This window comes from Caulobacter sp. BE264 (genome assembly GCF_031457805.1).
Classification (GTDB): Bacteria; Pseudomonadota; Alphaproteobacteria; order Caulobacterales; family Caulobacteraceae; genus Caulobacter.
The window spans coordinates 587,694-606,914 of record NZ_JAVDXI010000002.1; the positions used below are offsets into that span (position 1 = coordinate 587,694).

Here is a 19,221-nt window from a genome sequence, read left to right on the forward strand (position 1 = left end):
GCGGCCTCGGCAAGGCGACGCTTGATCCGTCGGGTGGGGCCGACGACGTCCAGGCTTTCAAAAGGAGAAGCGCCATGGCCCATAAGTTCGTGATCAAGAAGAACAAGGCCGGCGAGTTCGTCGCCTATTTCACCTACAACAGCGAAACCATCTTCTGGACCGAAGGCTACGCGTCCAAGGCCTCGGCCAAGAACGCCATCGAGTCGATCAAGAAGAATGGCCCGGACGCCGAGATCGACGACCAGACGGACTGATCGGCGCGCGACCAGAGGCTCCCCCGCGATGCGGGGGAGCTGTCGCGGAGCGACTGAGGGGGCCAGTGCGGCGACCTTCCAGCTCGCCCCCTCCGACCCTCTGGGCCACCTCCCCCGCATCGCGGGGGAGGAACTGCTCCACGACACTTGACCCCTCCGCCCGTTCGGCATCTGATCATTGATAACAATGATACGGGAGGGGTCCATGCCGGCGAACGGTCGCAAGAGCATCTTCATCACGGGCGCGGCCAGCGGCATCGGCCTGGCCTGCGCCAAACGCTTCGCCAAGGAAGGCTGGTTCGTCGGCCTGTCGGACATTGACAAGGCGGGGCTCAAGGCCGCCCTGCTGGCGATCGGCCCGGAGAACGGCTCGATCCATCCCCTCGACGTCCGCGACCGCGAGGGCTGGGAAAACGCCCTCGGCGAATTCGGCCGCGAGACCGGCGGCAAGGCCGACGCCCTCTTGAACAACGCCGGCGTCGCGCGCTTTGGCATGCTGAGCGAGATGTCGGACGCCGACTGCGACATCCAGATCGACATCAATATCAAGGGCGTGATCAACGGCGCCCGCGCGGGTCTGCCGCTGCTGAAGGCGGCCGGCGGACGGCTGATCAATGTGGCCTCGTGCGCGGGCCTTTATGGCTCGCCGAAGCTGGCGGTCTATTCGGCCACCAAGTTCGCGGTGCGGGGCCTGTCAGAGGCGTTGGACGTCGAATACGCCGCCTATGGCGTCAGCGTGGCCTGCGTCATGCCGTGGTTCGTCGAGACGCCGATCCTGAACGCGGCCTCGGACGGCTCCAACAAGTCGATGTCAGAGTCGCTGAAGGCCGGCGGCCTGGAGGTCTATCCTGTCGAGGACGCCGCCCAGGTGGTCTGGGAGGCCGCCCACGGCAAGGCCCTGCACTACCTGGTGGGCAAGCGGGCCAAGCAGATGCGCTTCGCCAGCAGCCACATGCCCGGCAGCGTCAGGAAGCAGCTCCGCTCGCGGCCCCTACTGTAGCCTTCAGGCCGTCCATCGCCGGCTTGTCGCTGACGGGCGCCTTGACCGGCGTCAGAGCCGGCGCCTTGGCGGCGGCCGGCGCGGAGGCCGGCTCGCTGACCGGGCCGATCGGACCACCAACGCCCGGCGCGCCGTTCGGCGTCTCCAGACGCGCGAGGCTCGTATAGGCCACCGGGCCATGACCGTCGGCGGTCAGGCTGGCGATCTCGGACGGCGCGATGTCGTCGACGGTCGGCGACTGGGTGGAAACACCGCTGCGGCGACCGAAGCGATAGAAGATGTGCATGCCCACCTGGGTCACGCGCTGCAGGCGCGGCCCCCAGCCCGGCGACACATGCACGGTGTGGAAGTGGGTGGCCGAACCGACCGGGCTCTCGATCGTGCCCGCCACGACGCGCGTGGCGACCTTGCGGGCCCGGCTCCAGGCGCCGATGTCGCGGGCGCGGCGCATCGAGCCGTCGCAGGCGAAGCTGAACTGGCAGCCCGTGCGGTTATAGGCGCCCTGGAACACGACGCCGCAGATCGACTTCGGGAAGGCCGGGTGACGCACGCGGTTGAGCACCACCTGGGCCACGGCCGCCTGGCCGCTGGGGGTCTCGCCACGGGCTTCGTAATAGACGGCCTGCGCCAGGCATTCGAGCTCGCGTGAGCTCTGCAGGGCGTTGCCCAGCTGGAACGGACCCGCGCCGCCGCCGTTGAACATCGTGCCGAAGCTGGCGCGCAGCATCAGCGGGCCGGTGCGGCCGCTCTGGCCGGGCAGCAGGGCCGATCCAGCGCCTTCCAGGCGAGCGGCCAGCATCGCCGACTGACGATCACGCTGATCGACGGCGGCGAAGAGATAGGGATCGTGACGCTTGGCCACGGCGAGCGCGCCGGGGTCCATACGCGTAGAAGCGCTGAGCATCGCCGCCTCGGAGAAGTCCCCCGAAGCGCCTTCCGCCAATCGGGCGACGCGGGCGTGGGTGGAGGCCGATTGAGCCAGGCCACCCAGAAGGTAAACGCCGCCCAGGGCGAGACCCGTGATGGATCCCACCAATACGGCGCCGACCAGCCCGCGCGCGTCCGCGCGCGTCTGCGACTTGATATACAAAACTCGTGTCCTGCGCGGCGAGAGCCTCCGGCTCCCCGACAAAAGCGCCCCGGAAACCCCGCGAAAATCACTGGCGGAGACTCTTCCGAAGCGGAGGACTGGCCGTATCACGCTGTGGCCAAGGTCCTACTTGTAGCGGCTTATGACGTATCCGTGACCGACTCGCAAGCACTGGAGGGTCCACGACATCGCATCTGCGCGCAACCGTCGCACAGTCCAATCGTTAACGCCTTGAATCCTCGCGAAAAGCTGGACAAGTCCGATCGGCGTTTTTTTGTCGTCGCGAAAGCCTTGCACCGCTTGTGTTCAGCCGAACCTGCCGGATTCTCAGGCGGGACTTATCGTTACTCGACGCGGACACAAGGTTAACGAGACAGGCCCGCGCGGGGACTCTGGCGAGCCCCCGCGGGTCCCTGGTCAGCGCCCCCGGATCAGGCGCCAAGCATGGACAACGACCTTGCTCAGATTGATGGCGGCGGTGGCCCATAGGATCACCTGGAAGGTGAGGTCCAAACTGCGCTGAAGGTTCTCCAGCCCCGCTTCATTGGCGGCGGGCGCCAGAACCGTGACGAGAGGCTGAGCAGGCCACAGCGCCCAGACCAGAGCCAAGCCGCCCAACGCACCGACAATCTCCGCGAGGTTGCGAGCCGCCGTCCAGCCAGGCTTGGCGACCAGAAACAGCGACGAAACCACCTGCACGACCGCCAGGACCAGAATCGGCATGTGAAGTTGCTGGAAAACCGGCGAGATCTGCAGGAACGCCTCGCCGCCGCGCGTCGTGATGACATTGCTCACGGGGAACGCCACAACACCTGTCCACCAGCCGATGAACAGCAATGTCGCCACCAGCTCGAACAGGCCATCGAAGCGGCTCTTGAAGAACCACTCCTTGGACTTGGGGACCCGCGGCAGATCGCTGACCTTCCAGTTGCGGAAGCCCTCGGTCCCGATCCAGCCGCGCTCGACGGCGGCGCCGATCAGGGTCGCCGCGCCGATCAGGGTCAGGGCCGTGGGGATGAAGTCCGTGACCGTTCGCATCACCAGACGCGCGTCGCCGTGCGCCGTCAGCAGGGCCACGCCCGCCGGGATCACCGCCGCCAGGGCCGCCACCGCCAAGAGGACCTTCACGCCGAACAGCCAGAACGGATAGATCTCCGGCCCGATCAGGGCGGTGCGCGAGCCATATCGGCCGGCCACGGCGATCGGATGACCGATCTCGCGCAGCAGGGCTTCGGTCTCGCGCTTGTCCAGCGGACGGCCCAGCGCCGCCTCGCGCTCCTCGATGCGGTTGACGATCAGGTCGCGCAGCTCAGCGACGATGTCCTGGCGCGAGGCCTTGGGCAGCAGGGCGGCGACAGCGCCGAGGTAACGATCGATCAGATCGCTCATGTCATGGGGTCCTTTGGTGAGAGTGGCCGCTGTCACAACAGAGGCTCCAGGGCGGCGTTGATCGCGCGCCATTCGTCGGCCAGGCGGACCAGCACAGCCCTCCCCTCGCTCGACAGCTGATAGAAACGCTTCTTGCGCTTGTCTTCCTCGCGCCACTCGCTGGCCAGCAGCCCTTGGGCCTCCAGCCGCCGCAGCATCGGATAGAGCGCGCCTTCGTCGATCTCCACGCCCACGGTCGAGAGGGCCTGACGCAGGCTGTAGCCGTAGCGCTCCTCCCGCAGCTGGGCGAGCACGGCGAGGATCAGGGTCCCTCGCCGCAGCTCCTGGCGGAGCGATTCAAAGATGTCCGTATCGGTCGGCATTCGGTGTGCGCCACATAGTGTGCATCACATGGTGTGTGACGCACACTGTATGTCACACAGTAATTGAGCGAGTCAACGCCGAACGAACCGCGGTCACCGAACCGTGCCGGTAGGTGTTCTTACTCGCTGCCCGATCGCCAGGATTGCCGTAGGCTGGGCGCGAACAGGAGCTTCGTCCATGCCGCGCAAGACCGCCAAACTCGCCGCCGCCCCCCTTCTCGCGGGGGGCCTCCTGATCGCGGCGAGCACCGCAAACGCCCAGGCCTCGGCGGTCAACGGTCAGAAGCTGGCCCAGCGCCACTGCGGCGCCTGCCACGCCGTGAGCGACCTGAAGAGCCCCCTCCCCGGCGCCCCGGCGTTCGCCAAGCTCTATCTGCGCTATCCGCCGGGCCGCCTGGACCAGGTGCTGTCGGAAGGCATGCTGTCGCCCGCATCCCCGCCGGAAGAGGGCTCGCCCCAGACTCACCCGCGCATGCCGCAGGTCAAGTTCGACGACGACCAGCGCGCCGACCTCAAGGCCTATCTGCTCAGCCTGGACCCGCGCTGACCCGGCTCAGGCCGCCACCGTCAGCGCCGTGTTGATGCCGGCGTAGAGGGTGGCCGGCGTCACCGGCTTGGTGATGAACCCATCAGCGCCGGCGGCGAAGGCGGCCTCGCGGTGTTCGCGCGAGGCGTTGGCCGTCATCATCACAATCGGGGTGGGCCCGCCCCCCTCGCCTGCGCCCGCTTCCAGGCGGCGAATCTCGCGCGTCGCCGTCAGGCCGTCCATCACCGGCATCTGCATGTCCATCAGGATCAGGTCGAAACCCTGGGCGGCCAGGAGGGTCAGCGCTTCCGCGCCGTTCTCGGCCATCACCAGCTCCGCGCCGGTCGGCTCCAGCAAGAGCTCGACCACCCGGCGGTTGTTGGGATTGTCCTCGACGAGCAGGATCTTCATGGCGGCGGCGAGATCCGCCTCGCCCTCGCTCGACGGCGAAACCTCCGGCTCGGCGGCGGCCACCGGTAGTCGGACCCGGAACACGCTGCCCCGTTCTGCCCCGGCGACCGCCTCGATGTCGCCGCCCATCATCCGGGCCAGCGCGCGACAGATCGTCAGGCCAAGGCCTGTGCCGCCGAACCGGCGCGTCACCGAAGCGTCGCCCTGGATAAAGGGCTCGAACAGCACGCGCTCCATGTCCGGCGAGAGACCCACGCCCGTGTCGCGCACCTCGATGAGCAGCGTCTGTGCGGCCGCGTCTGAACCCTCGACCTCTACGCTGACCCCGATGGCGCCCGCGTCGGTGAACTTGATGGCGTTGGCCAGCAGATTCCAGAGGATCTGACGGATCTTCTGGGCGTCCCCGCAATAGCGCGCGCCGGGCGGCGCTGAAACCGTAACGTCGAACCCGAGCCCCTTGTTGTCAGCCTTGATCTTGAAAAGGTCGGTCGACGAGCGCACCAGGTCCTCGATCCCGAAGGGGACGATCTCCAGCTCCATGCGCTCGGCCTCGATCTTGGCCAGGTCCAGCAGCGCGCTGAGGATCGACTCCAGGGTCGTCCCGGACTCGACGATGATCTCGACCATCTCCCGCTGGCGATCGTTCAGCTCGCTTTGCCGCAAGGCCGAGGCCAGGGCGATCACGCCATTTAGCGGCGTGCGGATCTCGTGGCTGACATTGGCGACGAACTGGGATTTGACTTGACTGGCGCGCTCGGCCAGCTCAAGCGCCTCACGCAGCTCGGTCTCTCTGGCGCGCAGCTCGGTGACATCGATGAACGACGTCACCGTCAGGGTCGGCGGCTCATCGACCTTGTCGAAGATCGGCAGCGAATTGACGCTGAGCCAGCGCAGCGTGTTGTCCGGAAGATGCACCCCCAGAACAAAGTTCAGGACCGGCTCGCCCGTGGCGAGGCATACCATCGAGGGCTGAGCCTCGACCGGCAGCGGCGCCCCCGAGGCGTCGACAATCCGCCAGTCATTGTCGATCGAGCTCTTGCCCAGCAACTGGTCGTGGGTCAGTCCCAGAAGCGTGGCGGCGGCGGGGTTATGCCGCAGGATCGTGCTGGTCCGGTCCTGGAGCACGACCCCTTCGCGCATGGCTGCGAAGATCGTCCGGAACTGCACGCCCTCGGCCGCCAGGTCCAGCAGTTGCTGCGCCTGGACGTCCGCGAGTTCGCAGCGCGCGCGCATCTCGATCAGGCGCGCGGTGATCCGCGCCAGACGTTCGAGAGCCTGTACCTCCTTCGCCGTCCAGTCGCGCGGTCGTTGATCGATCACCCCGACCGCGCCGATAGCGACGCCCTGCTCGGTGATGATCGGCGCGCCCGCATAGCTGCGGACCTGCTCCGGACCGGTCACGAACCGATTGTGCTTGAAGCGCGCGTCCAGCGTCACATCCGGCACGAGCAGCGTGCTGGCCTGCGCCACAGCGTGGGCGCAGAACGAGACATCCCGCTCGGTCTCGCAGACCTCGATCCCGAGTCGGGCCTTGAACCACTGGCGATGGTCATCAATCAGCGACACGACGACGATCGGCGCCTGGCAGGCCTCCTGCGCCGCATAGACGATGTCGTCGAACTCCGGCTCAGGCGGCGTGTCCAGGATGCCCAGATCCAGAAGCGCCCGAACCCGCGCGATCTCCCGAGCCGTTGCAGACATGTCCATCGCTGCGATCGCACCCCAAACTTCGCGTCGGTAGCCTTAGTACTTGATTTGGGGTTCGCGGCCCCCTTCGCGCGGGGTCGCGGAGATGTCGCTTTTTGACGCAGGCGCCTATGCGCCCGCGCGCACCGCCTTGAGCTTATGCCCCACCGCCACGATGGCCTCCAGCGCCGGGACGAGGCCCTCGCCCAGCGGCGTGAGCGCATACTCCACCGACGGCGGCGAGGTCGGCTGGATGGTCCGCGACAGCACGCCCTTGGCCTCCAGTTCCTTCAGGCGCTGGGACAGCACCTTGGCCGACACCGGCGGAATGTCGGCCCGCAGCTCGCTGAACCGCCTTGGGCCGGCGCGCAGATGCCAGATCACATTCGGCGCCCAGGCCCCGGCGATCACGGCCATGCATTCCGTGAGGGCGCAGGGCTCGGGCGGCGGCGTGCTGCGGTTCTTGCGGACTTTCAGGACCATGCAGGACTTTCGGTTACCGCCGGGAAACGTCAAAACGCGGTAACCCTTGGAAACCAGGTTGGCAAGGGTGACCTGTGTCCATAGGTGCGCGGCGGCACTCAAACTGGAGACGTCGCCATGCAACTCTACTTCAAGCCCGGCGCCTGTTCGCTGGCCGCCCGTATCACCCTGATCGAGCTGGGGCTGCCGTTCGCGGCCGTTCCCGTCGACACGGCCAAGGGAACCACCGCCACCGGCGCGGACTACAAGCAGATCAATCCCAAGGGCCATGTCCCGGCGCTGGAGATCAGCCCGGGCGTCGTGATCACCGAGAACCCGGCCATCCTGCAGTACCTGGCCGACCTCGCGCCGGAGCGGGCCTTGGCGCCGCCGGCGGGCGGCCTGCAGCGCGTCCGGCTGCAGGAGTGGTTGGCCTTTACATCTTCGGAGCTGCACAAGGCCTTCGCGCCCTGGTTCTCGGGACGGGCGATGAGCGCTGACGAGAAGGCCCAGGCCCAGGCCCATCTGGGTCGACGCCTCGACGACGTCGAGCGCCAGCTGGCCGACGGCCGGCGCTATCTGCTGGGCGAAGGCTTCACCGTCGCCGACGCCTATCTCTTCGTGGTCCTGAACTGGACGCGCTTCATCGGCGTCTCCCTGGCGGGCTGGCCCTATACGGCGCGGTTCGTCGACCAGGTCCAGGCGCGTCCGGCCGTCCGCAGCGCGCTGGTCGAAGAGGGTCTCCTGCCCGCCGGAGAGGCCGCATGAGCGACTTCGCCGGCGTCCAGGACGTTCTCCAGAAGTACTTCGACGCGCTCTACGCCTGCGACGTCGACCTGCTTGCGGAGGTCTTTCATCCGCGCGCGATCTACGCGACCGCCGACGAGACCCCGCCGCTCTATCGCGACATGCCCACCTATTTCGAGGTGGTGCGCGAACGCACCCCGCCGGCGGCCTCGGCCGATCCGCGTCGGGACATCATCGACGAGATCGCCTTCGCCGGCGACAACGCCGCCGCCGCTCGGGTGCGCTGCACGCTGGGCGCGCGCGACTTCGTCGACCTCTTGACCCTCGTGCGAGAGGACGGCCGCTGGCGGATCATCGCCAAGGTCTTCCAGATTATCGAGAAAGGATGAGCCCATGCCCTTTGTGAACATCCAGGTGACGCGTGAAGGCGTCACCGCCGAGCAGAAGGCCCGCCTGATCGAAGGCGTGACCACGCTTCTGAGCGATGTGCTGGATAAGGACCCGAGCACCACCTTCGTCGTCATCGACGAGATCGCGCTTGAAAACTGGGGCGTCGGCGGCTTGCCCGTCGAGGCCTACCGGGCCCTGAAACGGCCGGCGAAGACCTGACACGCCGGATGCGGACGCGGCGCTCAAGGAACGCCGCGTCCGCGATCAAGCCTCGGGGGTCTCACGCCCGGCCGAGCGGCCGTAACCTTGACCGGCGGCGTCCATCCCGAAGGTCGACGAACGATGATACGACGTTAAGGCCGCGTAAACCTCGCCCATCGCAAAAACAACCTTGGAGGCCGAGGGAACGCGAGCCTCACGGGGGAATTGCGATTTGGTCGGGGGCGGCGTCAGTCTGAACGCCTTGCGCGGCGCTGCGGCCTTGTCCGAAGCGGATGCGCGGCTTGCGAGCGCGGGGAACCGCGTCTCGACCGGTCGACGCATCGACTCGCCGCGCGACAACGGCGCGACCTGGAGCATATCCAAGCGTATGGCGACCGAGGCGCGCAGCTTCCAGGTCGTCAATGACAGCCTGGCGCGAGGCGCCTCGCTTCTGGATGTCGCGGCGGCCGGCGTAGAGCAGATCCACGACTTCCTGGTGCTGGCCCGTGAGAAGGCGTTGGCGCTGCGCGATCCGTCTCTCGATGAGCCGTCCCAGCAAACCCTGGTCGCTGACGTGAAGATGCTGGTCAGCCAGATCAACCGCGTCGCCCTGCAGGCGGTCTTCGACGGCAAGCGGCCGTTGGCCGACAACCTGACCACCGGCTCGGTGACCTACAGCCAGACCACCTACAACCCCGTGACCACGGCGGCGACCCCGGCCAGCCTGGGGGGCGCCTTCGTCAACGCCTCGGGCGTGGCCGCCCAGACCTTCCTCCGCGACGGCGGCGCCGCGCCGGGCCGTATCGACCTCTATCTGGACGCCTACGGGGTGCCGGACGTCCTCGAGATCTGGCAGGGCGGCGCGCGGCGGGCGGCCACGGGCCAGGCCTATGTGGGCGGCGGCGCGACGGTGGGGGCCGGGACGGCCGTGTCAGGCCGCTCGATCCTCAGCTTCGACTACAGCCCCATCAGCGGCCGCGACATCGAGTTTCGCTTCAACGAGGCGGGAAGTCTGGCCGGCACGGCGTGGGCGGTCGATGCGATCGCGCTTCAGCCCCTGGCCAGCGTGCGGCCAACGACGACCACCACCAGCTTTACCGTGCCCGACGTCACCACCTCTTCGGCGACCGGCTACGACTTCGCGTCGGACCCCAACGGCGGGACCGAGCTTGTCACCTCGCAGCCGCTGACGGCCGAGGCGTTGGACCTGGACACCATCGACTGGACCAATGTCGGCGGGATCCTGGAGGTGGTCGAGCAGGCTCTGAACACCACGCGCGCGGCGGGCCTGTATTTCGGCGGACGGCAGCAAGCCTTCGCCGGACTGATGGTCCAGAACAGCCTGATGAGCGACACGCTGTCGACGGGCGTCGGCAATCTGGTCGATGCGGATCTGGCGCGCGAGTCCGCCCGCCTGCAGGCGCTGGAGGCCTCGGCCAGCCTCGCCGCACAGGCGCTGTCGATCGCCAACAGCCAGCAGAGCTGGGTCGTCAGCCTGTTCAACTGACCGCCCCCTACTCCACCGCTTCGAGGGGGCCAAGGTTTGCGCGGCTGCGGCGCCGAACGTATCTTCCCGCCGAAAGGGGACGATCACCTTGTCCAGAACCAAGGGCGCCAGGGACCTCGACCACGAGGCCAAGCGCCGCGACTTGTTGGAGAAGATGACGCTCCACCTGATGGCGCGTGGGGGCGAGCGCGCGAGCTTTCGCGACCTCGCCGCCGCCGCCGAGGTGACGCCGCCGACCCTGCGCCATTACTTCGGCGACCGCCGCGCGGTGATCGAGGCGGTGCTGGAGGAGTGCCTGCGCCGCGGGCGCATCGGCCTCGACGCCCAGCGCGTCAGCGACCTGCCCTTCGAGGCCTCCATCTACACCTACGCCCGCAGCCTGGTCGACGCGCTGCGTGCGGAGAAGACCGTGCGCCTGGGCGATGTGTTCGCGCTCAGCCTGGCCGAGGGCCTGCTGGACTCCAACTACGGCCGCCCCGCCCTGGAGCATATCGTCGAGCCGACCTTGCAGGCCCTGGAGGCGCGCCTCCAACTGCACATCGCGCGCGGCGAGATGCGGGCCGATGTCGATCCGCGCATGGCGGCGCTGCAACTGGTCTCCCCGCTGCTGCTGGCCTGCCTGCACCAGGACCAGCTGGAGGGCGCGCACTTGCGCGCCATGAACCTGGAAAAGCTGATCGCCAGCACCTGCGGGGCGTTCCTACGCGCCTTCGCGACCTCACCGCCTGTGTGGGGGACCGACGAGCCGCCGGAGCCGGTCTTGGCGGCCGCCGACTGGCGCTAGACGCCAGCGCAAACCCTTAAGCGGTTTGCCGCCCTTTCTTTATACCACTCGATACACTAAATAACCCTCGATCAGGTTTGACCGAGGGAGACGCCCCATGGACGGCGCTATCCATATCCTCGAGCCCCGCAGCGATAGCGGACCGCGCGCCGGCGTCGGCGCCGCCAGGGCCATGACCGTGCTCGGCGCTCTGGGCCTGATCCCGTTCGTCGCCCCGCCGCTGCTGTTTCTCGCCGGCCTGCTGCCCGCGGGGACGGCCTGGATCGCCCAGGCCGCCTACGCCGGCGCGATCCTGGCCTTTCTCGGCGGCGTCCGGGCCGCGCAAGCCGCGCTGGGCGCGCGGGCGGACGTCGCCACCCTGGTGATCGCCATGGCCCCGCCGATCATCGGCTTCGGCGTCGCGGCCCTGGTGGCCGGGGCCGGCTCGCCCGCGATGGTGTCCGGCGGCCTCCTCGGACTGGCCCTGGCGCTCGCGGCTCAGGGCGTGTGGGACATGACGGCCCAGACCCTGCCCGACTGGTATCGCAAGCTGCGCCTTCCCCTGACGATCGTGGCCTGCGGGTCGCTGCTGGTCGGCGCCCTGCTGGCGAGCACGCCGACATGAGCGGACGTCTCGCCGTCGTCGTGGGCGCCAGCGGCGGTCTTGGCCGCGCCTTCGTGGCGCGTCTGGCGACCGAACCCGGCTGGAGCGCCGTTATCGGCGTCGGCCGCGCCCGCCCGGACGACTGGCCCGAGGATCCCCGCACCCCGTTCCTGGCGCTGGATCTGCTGGACGAGACCGCCCTGGCCGAACTCGCCCGCCAGGTCCGCGAGCGGGGGGCTCTCAGCCTGCTGCTCATCACCACGGGCCTGCTGCACGACACCGACCTGACGCCGGAAAAGAGCATGCGCTCGGTCAGCGCCGCGGCGATGCAGCGCCTGTTCGAGGTCAACGCCGTCATCCCGAGCCTGGCGCTCAAGCACCTGACCCCGCTGCTGCCCAAGGACGAGCCGAGCCTCGTCGGTGTCCTGTCGGCGCGGGTCGGCAGCATCGGCGACAACCGCCTGGGCGGCTGGCACGCCTATCGGGCCAGCAAGGCGGCGCTGAACATGATGATCCGCTGCCAGGCGCTGGAACTGCAGCGCGAGCGCCCCCGCGCCGTCTGCGTGGCGCTGCACCCCGGCACCGTCGCCACCGATCTCAGCGCGCCGTTCGCGCGCTCGCCCAAGACCCTGTTCACCCCCGACGACGCCGCCCAGCGCCTGCTCAAGGTGCTGTCCCAGCTGGAGTCCGCCCAGAGCGGCGGCTTCTTCGCCCATGACGGCCAGCCCATCCCCTGGTGAGCCGCTCGCCCTTCCCCCCTCGGAGACGCCCCGCATGTTGATCCCCAGCGATGTCGCCCGCGCCGTCCGCCGCACGACCACGACGTTCGTCCTCAACTGGATCGACGCCCGGCAACGGGCCATGGATCTGGACCCGCTGGAGTTCCTGATCGTCCACACGATCGCCGCCGCCAACCTGCAGCACCTGCCGAGCAGCCAGCGCGCCGGCCTGAGCGATCCCGAGGCCGGCGACGAGCGTCACCCGGTGTCGATCGAGGGCGTGGCCGCCGCGCTGAACGTCTCCAGCGAGACCGTCCGCCGCCGCCTCAAGGCCCTGGTCGCCCGGGGCCTGGTCGAGCGCATGGGACCGCTGGAGGACGACGACGGCGAGCGCAGCGGCCTCAGCGCGGGCCTGGCCATCAACCTCAAGGCGCTGGAGAGCCCGGCCATGCGCCGCTCGCTCGGCCTGGAGCTGTCGCAGCTGTGGCGCCTGCTGCTGTCGCTGGAGCAACTGGGCGTCATCCGCATCAACCGCCAGCACATCGCCAACATGGCGGCGTAGGGCCGGAGTCTGCCGCCAGCCTGCTGCCACTCCTCGTCAGCAGGCCCATAGAGCCTTCCGCTTCAAAACGGAATCGTTTTGAAGCGATAAGAAGGCTCTAAATCATATACTTAGAGCGTGACTAACGCCGAAACCGGCTTCCACTTTCGGCGTCACGCTCTAGCGTTCGACGACCCGCGCTCCTAACTTGGGCCCATGCCTTCTCGCGACACCTCCGGCGTCTCCGACGTCTCGACGCCCTTCGTGCTGGACACGGTTCCGGGCGGCGCGATCCCGGCGCTGTGGACCCCGCACCGCCCCTCGCGGCCCGACAAGTCCGAGGGCGGACGCAAGTTCAAGCTGGTCAGCGACTACCAGCCCGCCGGCGACCAGCCGACCGCCATCGCCGAACTGGTGGAGGGCATCGAGAACGGCGACCAGGACCAGGTGCTGCTCGGCGTCACCGGCTCGGGCAAGACCTTCACCATGGCCCAGGTCATCGCGCGCACCCAGCGCCCGGCCCTGATCCTGGCCCCCAACAAGACCCTGGCCGCCCAGCTCTACAGCGAGATGAAGTCGTTCTTCCCGGAGAATGCGGTCGAGTACTTCGTCAGCTACTACGACTACTATCAGCCCGAAGCCTACGTCCCCCGGACCGACACCTATATCGAGAAGGACAGCTCGATTAACGAGCAGATCGACCGGATGCGCCACTCGGCCACCCGGGCGATCCTGGAGCGCGACGACGTCATCGTCGTGGCCTCGGTGTCGTGCATCTACGGCATCGGCTCGGTCGAGACCTACACCGCCATGACCTTCACCCTGGAGGTCGGCCAGCGGGTGGATGAAAAGCAGCTGATCGCCGACCTCGTCGCCCAGCAGTACAAGCGCAACGACCAGGCCTTCGAGCGCGGCACGTTCCGCCGCCGGGGCGACACCATCGAGATCTTCCCCGCCCACTACGAGGACCGCGCCTGGCGCGTGACGATGTTCGGCGACGAGGTCGAGGCCCTGTCGGAGTTCGACACCCTGACCGGCAAGAAGACCGCCGACCTTGAGATGATCAAGGTCTACGCCAACAGCCACCACGTCACCCCGCGCCCGACGCTCCGGCAGGCCATTGTCGAGATCAAGAAGGAGCTGAAGGAGCGCCTCGACTGGCTGGTCGCCAACGGCAAGCTGCTCGAAGCCCAGCGCCTGGAGCAGCGCACGACCTTTGATCTGGAGATGATCGAGACCACCGGCTCGTGCGCCGGCATCGAGAACTACAGCCGCTATCTGTCGGGCCGCAAACCCGGCGAGCCGCCGCCGACCTTCTTCGAATACATCCCCGACAACGCCCTGCTCTTCACCGATGAGAGCCACCAGACGGTTCCTCAGATCGGCGCCATGTACAAGGGCGACCGCAACCGCAAATGGACGCTCGCGGAGTACGGGTTCCGCCTGCCCTCGGCCCTGGATAACCGCCCCCTCAAGTTCGAGGAGTGGGACGCCATGCGGCCTCAGTCGGTCCATGTCAGCGCCACCCCGGCCGCCTGGGAGCTGGAGCGGGCCGGCGGCGTCTTCGCCGAGCAGGTCATCCGCCCCACCGGCCTGATCGACCCGCCGGTCGAGGTGCGCCCGGTGTCCAAGGACGGCGCCTCCCAGGTCGACGACGTGGTCGACGAGATCCGCCAGACCATCCAGAAGGGCTACCGCACCCTGGTCACCGTCCTCACGAAAAAGATGGCCGAGGACCTGACCGAGTACCTGAACGAACAGGGCATCCGCGTCCGCTACATGCACAGCGACGTCGACACCATCGAGCGCATCGAGATCATCCGCGACCTGCGCCTGGGCCACTTCGACGTGCTGGTCGGCATCAACCTGCTGCGCGAAGGCCTCGACATCCCCGAATGCGGCCTCGTTGCCATTCTCGACGCCGACAAGGAAGGCTTCCTGCGCTCGGAGACCAGCCTGATCCAGACGATCGGCCGGGCCGCGCGGAACGTCGACGGCAAGGTCATCCTCTACGCCGACCGGGTCACCGGCTCGATGGAGCGGGCCATGGCCGAAACCGCCCGCCGCCGCGAGAAGCAGCACGCCTACAACCTCGAGCACGGCATCACGCCCGAGAGCGTCAAGCGCGACATCAAGGACATCCTCAACAGCCCCTACGAGCGCGGCGACCGCGTGCTGGTGCCGATGGGCCTGTCCGAGACCGACGACCGCCCGTTCAGCGGCGACAACTTCAAGGCCGCGCTCAAGGACCTGGAGGCCAAGATGCGCGAGGCCGCCGCCAACCTCGAATTCGAGACCGCCGCCCGCCTGCGCGACGAGATCAAGCGCATGAAGCTGATGGACCTGGAGTTCGCCAACGAGGTCCTCACAGCCCCGGGCGAGGCGGTCGACAAGACCGCCCCCAAACGGGTGCGCGCCGAGCTGCGGGCCGAGCAGGCCGAGGCGTTCCGGAAGAAGCGGCTGTAAGACCGGACGCTCCTTCCCCGTAGAGGGAGGGGGGCGGAATACGCCAATGCAGAACTTGCGTTCGCTCCGGCAAGAAGACATTCGGCGTGCCGGGCTGCTGGCATCTTTAGTCGTCCGCCTGCACCTCAAGCACGCTCGAACCCGCTATCCACAGACAGCGACGCAGATCCGGTCGGTCTCAAGAGACGCCCCGGTTCCGCTCAGTTGGCGTTTGGACCGCCTGCGGTCAGCACACTCATGCGATGCGGGGCTTCTCGAGCTTCCGGGCGAGGGTGGGCCGGTCCATGCCAAGCCGGCGGGCCGCTTCGGAAATGTTGAATTCGGTCTCGACCAAGGTTTGGTGGATCCGTTCCCACTCCAGATTCTTGATCGACGTCGCGCGACCGTCGATCATCGCGCCCGCGTCGCCCTCGCGCTTCTGGAAGGCCGCTTCGATGTCGTCGGTGTTGGAGGGCTTGGCCAAGTAATGGCAGGCGCCCAGCTTGATGGCACGCTGAACCCGCCCTTGAGGGGCGGGTTCAGGCTTTCGCTTAGACGGGAGAGCCGAGATCTGGGGATTAGATCAGACTGAAGTCGCCCGCGTTGATCAGCGATGCGGCGTTGGCCAGGGTCAGGCCAACGAAGGTGACCATCTGGGTTTGCAAAGTGCCGTTGGCGGTCGCGTCTGCACTGAAGTCCGTATAGGTCGACAGTTGTAGATCCCCACCGTCAAGTTGCCAGATCACGATGGCCTCGGCGACGTTGTCGTTGTCGCCGAAGAGCGAACGGGCCGCGGTTTGGGCCGCGTTGGCGTTTGCGTACGTGTTAACATCCAAGATTAGGATTTCCGTACCCGAGGCGGCGGTGATGCCACCGCTAGCGGTGCCGAATCTGATGGTGGTGGAGGTGACGTCGACGCGAATCTGGTCGACGGCGGTGGTTGCGGTCCCGAAGTTGAAGTCGGTGTAGCTGTCCGTGCCATTGGCCGCTTGCGTAAGGTTTGTGACGACAAAAATGTCGGCGCCATTTCCGCCTGTGAGGGTGTCGTTGCCTCCACGACCGGTGAGGATGTCGGCGCCTCCCCCCCCGACGATGGTGTCCGCCTGTGTTGTGCCGGTGAGGGTGTTGGCCTGGGTGGACGAGCCTTTGAGGGTCAGGCCGTTGCCTGTGGCGGCCGACGCGTTGATGGTCACAGTCCCGGTCGCCGCCGAGGCGTCGATGGTCGTGGCGGGGTTCACCGCCAGGGCCCCGGTCGTCAGGTTGAGCGCCCCTGCCCCGGTGACCGCGAGCTTGGTGAAGCCCGTCAGGCCGGCGATCGAGGACAGCGTCAGGTTGTCGGTGAGGGCTAGGTTGACGGTCTCGACGCTAGCGATGTTGAGGTTGGCCACGCTCAGGGTGTTCACCGCCGCCAGGCCATCGTTGACAGTGATGGACACCACGTCGGTCCCGCCGGCAGCGTTGGCCAGGGCAAGGGTCGGGGCCACGGTCTGGGCGCCGCTGATGGTGATCGCACCCGCCTGGGCCACGCTGAGGTTCGTCACCGAATAGCCGTCGCCGGCGGAGTCGGCGCCTAGGACGAACGATTGGATCCCAGCCATCAGCGAGGCGTCGAAGGTGTCGAGGGCGCCGTCGTCGTCGTCGGCCAGGGCGATGACCTCGAAGCCGGTGAGGTAGAGGGCGGTGGTGGCGGTCAGTGCCGCTTGATCGGTGAAACGGACTGTGTCGGTTCCGCCGCCGCCAACGGCGGTGATCGCCGGGTTGTTATAGACCAGGGCGTCGACATAAACGCCGTCGTTCCCCGTTCCGCCGGTGAACTTGGTCAGCGCGCCGACCTTCACGATGAGACCGCCCGCCGTCTGCGCCGCGGAACTGATCTGGCTGAAGTTGGTGCTGAGGGTCGCGGCGGAGAGGTCGACCTGACCCTCGCCATTTACCGTCAGGGTGGAGGCGACCGCGTAGTCAGCCGCGAGCGCGCCGGTCAGGTTGGTCGTGGCGTTGATGGTGAGGCCGCTCAGTGCGGTAGCTGTGTCGAGGTCGATTACGCCGACGACATTGGCGCCGCCGGTGGAATTGATCACCACCGTGGCCGCGCCTGTCTGGTTGCGAGTGATGTTGGCCCCGCCCTTCAGGCCGCCCTGCAGGTTCAGGATTACGGTGTCGGTGGCCGCGGCCATGGTGAAGGTGGTGGCCCCGTTGGTGACCGCCCCGTCGCCGACGATGCTGAGCGACGCGCCCGTGCCGATGTTGTTGAAGGTGACGGCGTCAGTACTCTTGTTGTTGACCACAGAGTTCTCAGCAGAGACAGCGGCGAAGTCGTAGACGCCGTCCGTGCCGCCGGTCTCGTTGATCCTGAACCCCTCGATGCCGGTGATGGTCGCTGCGGGGAAGGCGCCCGCGCCGGCCCCGTCCACTGTCAGGACCAATGTGTCGGCCCCACCGCCGCCTTTGAGGACGTCGGTCGTATTGAGCGTGCTGTTCGGGCCGCCGGCGGAGATATAGGCGGTGAAGGTGTCGTCGGCGCCGCCGCCCGTGATGGTATCGGCGGCCGTGGTCAGGATGTAAGACTGGCTTACCGCCTCGGGCGGCGGCGGCGGCGGCGGCGGCGGCGGGGCGTGGTTGTTGCCCATGCCGCCGCCGAGCGAGGAATAAACCGTGGTTAGGTCGACGCCGTACTGGGCGTTGCCTGTCACGAGGGCGTGGATGAAGTTGTTAGCGCCGGCGGCGTACAGGCCCACGTCGGCCTTTACCCCCTCGCCCATCAGATAGCCGACCAGCGCCGCCTTGACGGCGATGTCGACCTGGGCCGCAGTGGAGGTGGCGCCAATCACGCCGGCCTGACGGGCGATAGCTTCGAAATTGGCCTTGCGGCTGGTGATGTCTGCGATGGCGGCGGCGGGGTTGATTCCGGCGGCGATGGCGTAGCTGGAGCCGATTATGGCCTGGTAGGCGGCGGTGACGAAGGCGTCGAAGGTCAGACCGCCATAGACGGCGCTGAAGTGGGCGGCGCCTTCACCCAAAACGCCGAGGTTGAGCGCGAAATTGATGTAGCGGTCTTCCAGTCCGAACTTCGCGTAATAGGGGTCGTTCAGGTCGTTTGGGTTGGCGGGAGAGTTGACCAGATAGTCGAGGCCGGCCTTGGTCGGGGTTTTGGCGGTGAAGAACTGGTAGACTTGGACCGCGACGGAAACATCGTTGTCGGCGCTGTTGATCACATAGGACATGGCGGTCTGGTCTGTGATCCAGCCGGTCAGCAATCTGTGGGCGATCACCTGCAGCTCGACCGAAGCAGCTGTGTCGGGCTGCACGCCATTGTTGGCGGCCCGGTAGGCAGCGGTTAGTTGATCTAACGTGTAGGCCATTGCCGGTGCTCCCGTATGAAACGCAGGACCTCTCATGGGCCTCTGCGACCAAGATAATCACGACACCTATCTCCGTTCGCGGGGCAATCGAACGGATATTCGTGCCTTTGTGCACAATCTAGTAGATTCCGAGGATTGCCAGAATTGGCCGGCAGTCTCGCCGAGAGATTGGCAGGGCACTTATTGATCCTCAAATGATTAGATTTTCGCTACCGGCATCATCCAATGTAAATTATAAATCTAACAATAGATGCTTTGTTTACTCATGCATCAATCCAAAGAGTTCGTCGTAACCGAGCTCCCGAGCAATCTTAAGACTCGAAGCGAAATGGCCTGTAAATTCGACGTTAGCTGCCTCCAGCGCCGCAACGTGAGCATGAACCTCTTCGTAGTTGAGAGGGAGTTTGTACCCATGTGCAATCCCATGGCGCAGATCGTTTAGTGACCGTCGCGCGCCCGGGAAACCGGTGGCGCGGGTCCCGGTAAGGCCTGAACAGGGCCACCTGACGGGACGCTGGCGGATAACGGCTGCGCGGAGCGTTCGGCTTCGTCGAAACGGTACACACCACACACACTCCAGACGGATGTCCGGCGCTCCGCAGCCCTTTCCATGACTTCAGCGAGCGATCGCGTGAAGCGGCGGCGTGTGCGAAATCCTCCCCCCAGCGGGGGAGGTGTCGGCTCGAAGAGACGACGGAGGGGGAAGAGGCCGGCGTTCCAGCACTTCCCCCACCGCCCGCTGCGCGGACACCTCCCCCGCTGGGG

At 67.2% G+C, this 19,221-nt stretch carries 18 protein-coding genes and 2 pseudogenes; 12 read left to right on the top strand and 8 right to left on the bottom strand.

The window, feature by feature from the left end:
• Positions 1 to 74 precede the first annotated feature (74 nt).
• A complete protein-coding gene (locus J2X45_RS08105; RefSeq protein ID WP_096050390.1) occupies positions 75 to 254 on the top strand; it encodes a YegP family protein in 180 nt (59 codons plus the stop codon).
• A 178-nt stretch (positions 255 to 432) separates the two neighbouring features.
• On the top strand, positions 433 to 1,254 hold the full coding sequence (locus J2X45_RS08110; protein WP_310213511.1) for an SDR family oxidoreductase: 822 nt from the start codon (positions 433 to 435) through the stop codon (positions 1,252 to 1,254).
• Here the strand turns inward: J2X45_RS08110 and J2X45_RS08115 are convergent.
• The 3 genes from J2X45_RS08115 to J2X45_RS08125 all read right to left on the bottom strand — a co-directional run bounded on the left by J2X45_RS08115 (position 1,220) and on the right by J2X45_RS08125 (position 4,095).
• On the bottom strand, positions 1,220 to 2,344 hold the full coding sequence (locus J2X45_RS08115; RefSeq protein ID WP_310213513.1) for a cell wall hydrolase: 1,125 nt from the start codon (positions 2,342 to 2,344) through the stop codon (positions 1,220 to 1,222). The two genes, J2X45_RS08110 and J2X45_RS08115, sit on opposite strands and share 35 nt — an antisense overlap.
• Before the next feature lie 417 nt (positions 2,345 to 2,761).
• Positions 2,762 to 3,733, bottom strand: coding sequence for a hypothetical protein (locus J2X45_RS08120; RefSeq protein WP_310213515.1), 972 nt, complete (start codon positions 3,731 to 3,733; stop codon positions 2,762 to 2,764).
• A 32-nt stretch (positions 3,734 to 3,765) separates the two neighbouring features.
• On the bottom strand, positions 3,766 to 4,095 hold the full coding sequence (locus tag J2X45_RS08125) for a PadR family transcriptional regulator (RefSeq protein WP_310213519.1): 330 nt from the start codon (positions 4,093 to 4,095) through the stop codon (positions 3,766 to 3,768).
• Positions 4,096 to 4,273: 178 nt separating this feature from the next.
• Between J2X45_RS08125 and J2X45_RS08130 the strand changes: the two genes are divergently transcribed.
• The gene (locus tag J2X45_RS08130; protein WP_310213522.1) at positions 4,274 to 4,642 is read left to right on the top strand and encodes a cytochrome c; all 369 of its coding nucleotides are present in this window, start codon (positions 4,274 to 4,276) and stop codon (positions 4,640 to 4,642) included.
• A 6-nt stretch (positions 4,643 to 4,648) separates the two neighbouring features.
• On the opposite strand, the gene J2X45_RS08135 is transcribed toward J2X45_RS08130, so the two are convergent.
• Together J2X45_RS08135 and J2X45_RS08140 are read right to left on the bottom strand one after the other, a co-directional pair.
• The gene (locus tag J2X45_RS08135; RefSeq protein ID WP_310213525.1) at positions 4,649 to 6,739 is read right to left on the bottom strand and encodes a response regulator; all 2,091 of its coding nucleotides are present in this window, start codon (positions 6,737 to 6,739) and stop codon (positions 4,649 to 4,651) included.
• Between the two features lie 108 nt (positions 6,740 to 6,847).
• On the bottom strand, positions 6,848 to 7,201 hold the full coding sequence (locus tag J2X45_RS08140; RefSeq protein ID WP_310213527.1) for a helix-turn-helix domain-containing protein: 354 nt from the start codon (positions 7,199 to 7,201) through the stop codon (positions 6,848 to 6,850).
• A 117-nt stretch (positions 7,202 to 7,318) separates the two neighbouring features.
• Between J2X45_RS08140 and J2X45_RS08145 the strand changes: the two genes are divergently transcribed.
• The 9 genes from J2X45_RS08145 to uvrB all read left to right on the top strand — a co-directional run bounded on the left by J2X45_RS08145 (position 7,319) and on the right by uvrB (position 15,118).
• Positions 7,319 to 7,948 (top strand): glutathione S-transferase C-terminal domain-containing protein, encoded by a 630-nt coding sequence (locus J2X45_RS08145; protein ID WP_310213530.1) that lies wholly within the window; start codon positions 7,319 to 7,321, stop codon positions 7,946 to 7,948.
• Positions 7,945 to 8,316, top strand: coding sequence for a nuclear transport factor 2 family protein (locus J2X45_RS08150; RefSeq protein WP_310213533.1), 372 nt, complete (start codon positions 7,945 to 7,947; stop codon positions 8,314 to 8,316). Before J2X45_RS08145 ends, J2X45_RS08150 begins: the two co-directional genes overlap by 4 nt.
• 4 nt (positions 8,317 to 8,320) lie before the next feature.
• Positions 8,321 to 8,536 (top strand): 4-oxalocrotonate tautomerase family protein, encoded by a 216-nt coding sequence (locus J2X45_RS08155; RefSeq protein WP_310213536.1) that lies wholly within the window; start codon positions 8,321 to 8,323, stop codon positions 8,534 to 8,536.
• A 214-nt stretch (positions 8,537 to 8,750) separates the two neighbouring features.
• Positions 8,751 to 10,025 carry a flagellin gene (locus tag J2X45_RS08160; protein ID WP_310213539.1) on the top strand — a complete coding sequence of 425 codons (1,275 nt, stop codon included), beginning with the start codon at positions 8,751 to 8,753 and terminating at the stop codon, positions 10,023 to 10,025.
• A gap of 82 nt (positions 10,026 to 10,107) precedes the next feature.
• On the top strand, positions 10,108 to 10,809 hold the full coding sequence (locus tag J2X45_RS08165) for a TetR family transcriptional regulator (protein WP_310213621.1): 702 nt from the start codon (positions 10,108 to 10,110) through the stop codon (positions 10,807 to 10,809).
• A 97-nt stretch (positions 10,810 to 10,906) separates the two neighbouring features.
• Positions 10,907 to 11,413 (top strand): DUF3429 domain-containing protein, encoded by a 507-nt coding sequence (locus J2X45_RS08170; RefSeq protein ID WP_310213542.1) that lies wholly within the window; start codon positions 10,907 to 10,909, stop codon positions 11,411 to 11,413.
• Positions 11,410 to 12,132: an SDR family NAD(P)-dependent oxidoreductase gene (locus J2X45_RS08175; RefSeq protein ID WP_310213547.1), complete on the top strand. Its 723-nt coding sequence runs from the start codon at positions 11,410 to 11,412 to the stop codon at positions 12,130 to 12,132. Before J2X45_RS08170 ends, J2X45_RS08175 begins: the two co-directional genes overlap by 4 nt.
• Positions 12,107 to 12,673: a DeoR family transcriptional regulator gene (locus J2X45_RS08180; RefSeq protein ID WP_310213549.1), complete on the top strand. Its 567-nt coding sequence runs from the start codon at positions 12,107 to 12,109 to the stop codon at positions 12,671 to 12,673. The genes J2X45_RS08175 and J2X45_RS08180 overlap by 26 nt, the downstream gene beginning before the upstream one ends.
• 195 nt (positions 12,674 to 12,868) lie before the next feature.
• Positions 12,869 to 15,118 (top strand): excinuclease ABC subunit UvrB, encoded by a 2,250-nt coding sequence (gene uvrB / locus J2X45_RS08185; RefSeq protein WP_310213551.1) that lies wholly within the window; start codon positions 12,869 to 12,871, stop codon positions 15,116 to 15,118.
• 235 nt (positions 15,119 to 15,353) lie between these two features.
• Here the strand turns inward: uvrB and J2X45_RS08190 are convergent.
• The 3 genes and pseudogenes from J2X45_RS08190 to J2X45_RS08200 all read right to left on the bottom strand — a co-directional run.
• Positions 15,354 to 15,608: pseudogene (locus tag J2X45_RS08190) on the bottom strand (response regulator transcription factor); the annotation flags it as partial.
• A 67-nt stretch (positions 15,609 to 15,675) separates the two neighbouring features.
• The gene (locus J2X45_RS08195; RefSeq protein WP_310213552.1) at positions 15,676 to 18,456 is read right to left on the bottom strand and encodes a hypothetical protein; all 2,781 of its coding nucleotides are present in this window, start codon (positions 18,454 to 18,456) and stop codon (positions 15,676 to 15,678) included.
• 474 nt (positions 18,457 to 18,930) lie between these two features.
• Positions 18,931 to 19,025 (bottom strand): annotated as a pseudogene (locus J2X45_RS08200) (hypothetical protein); the annotation flags it as partial.
• Positions 19,026 to 19,221 lie beyond the last annotated feature (196 nt).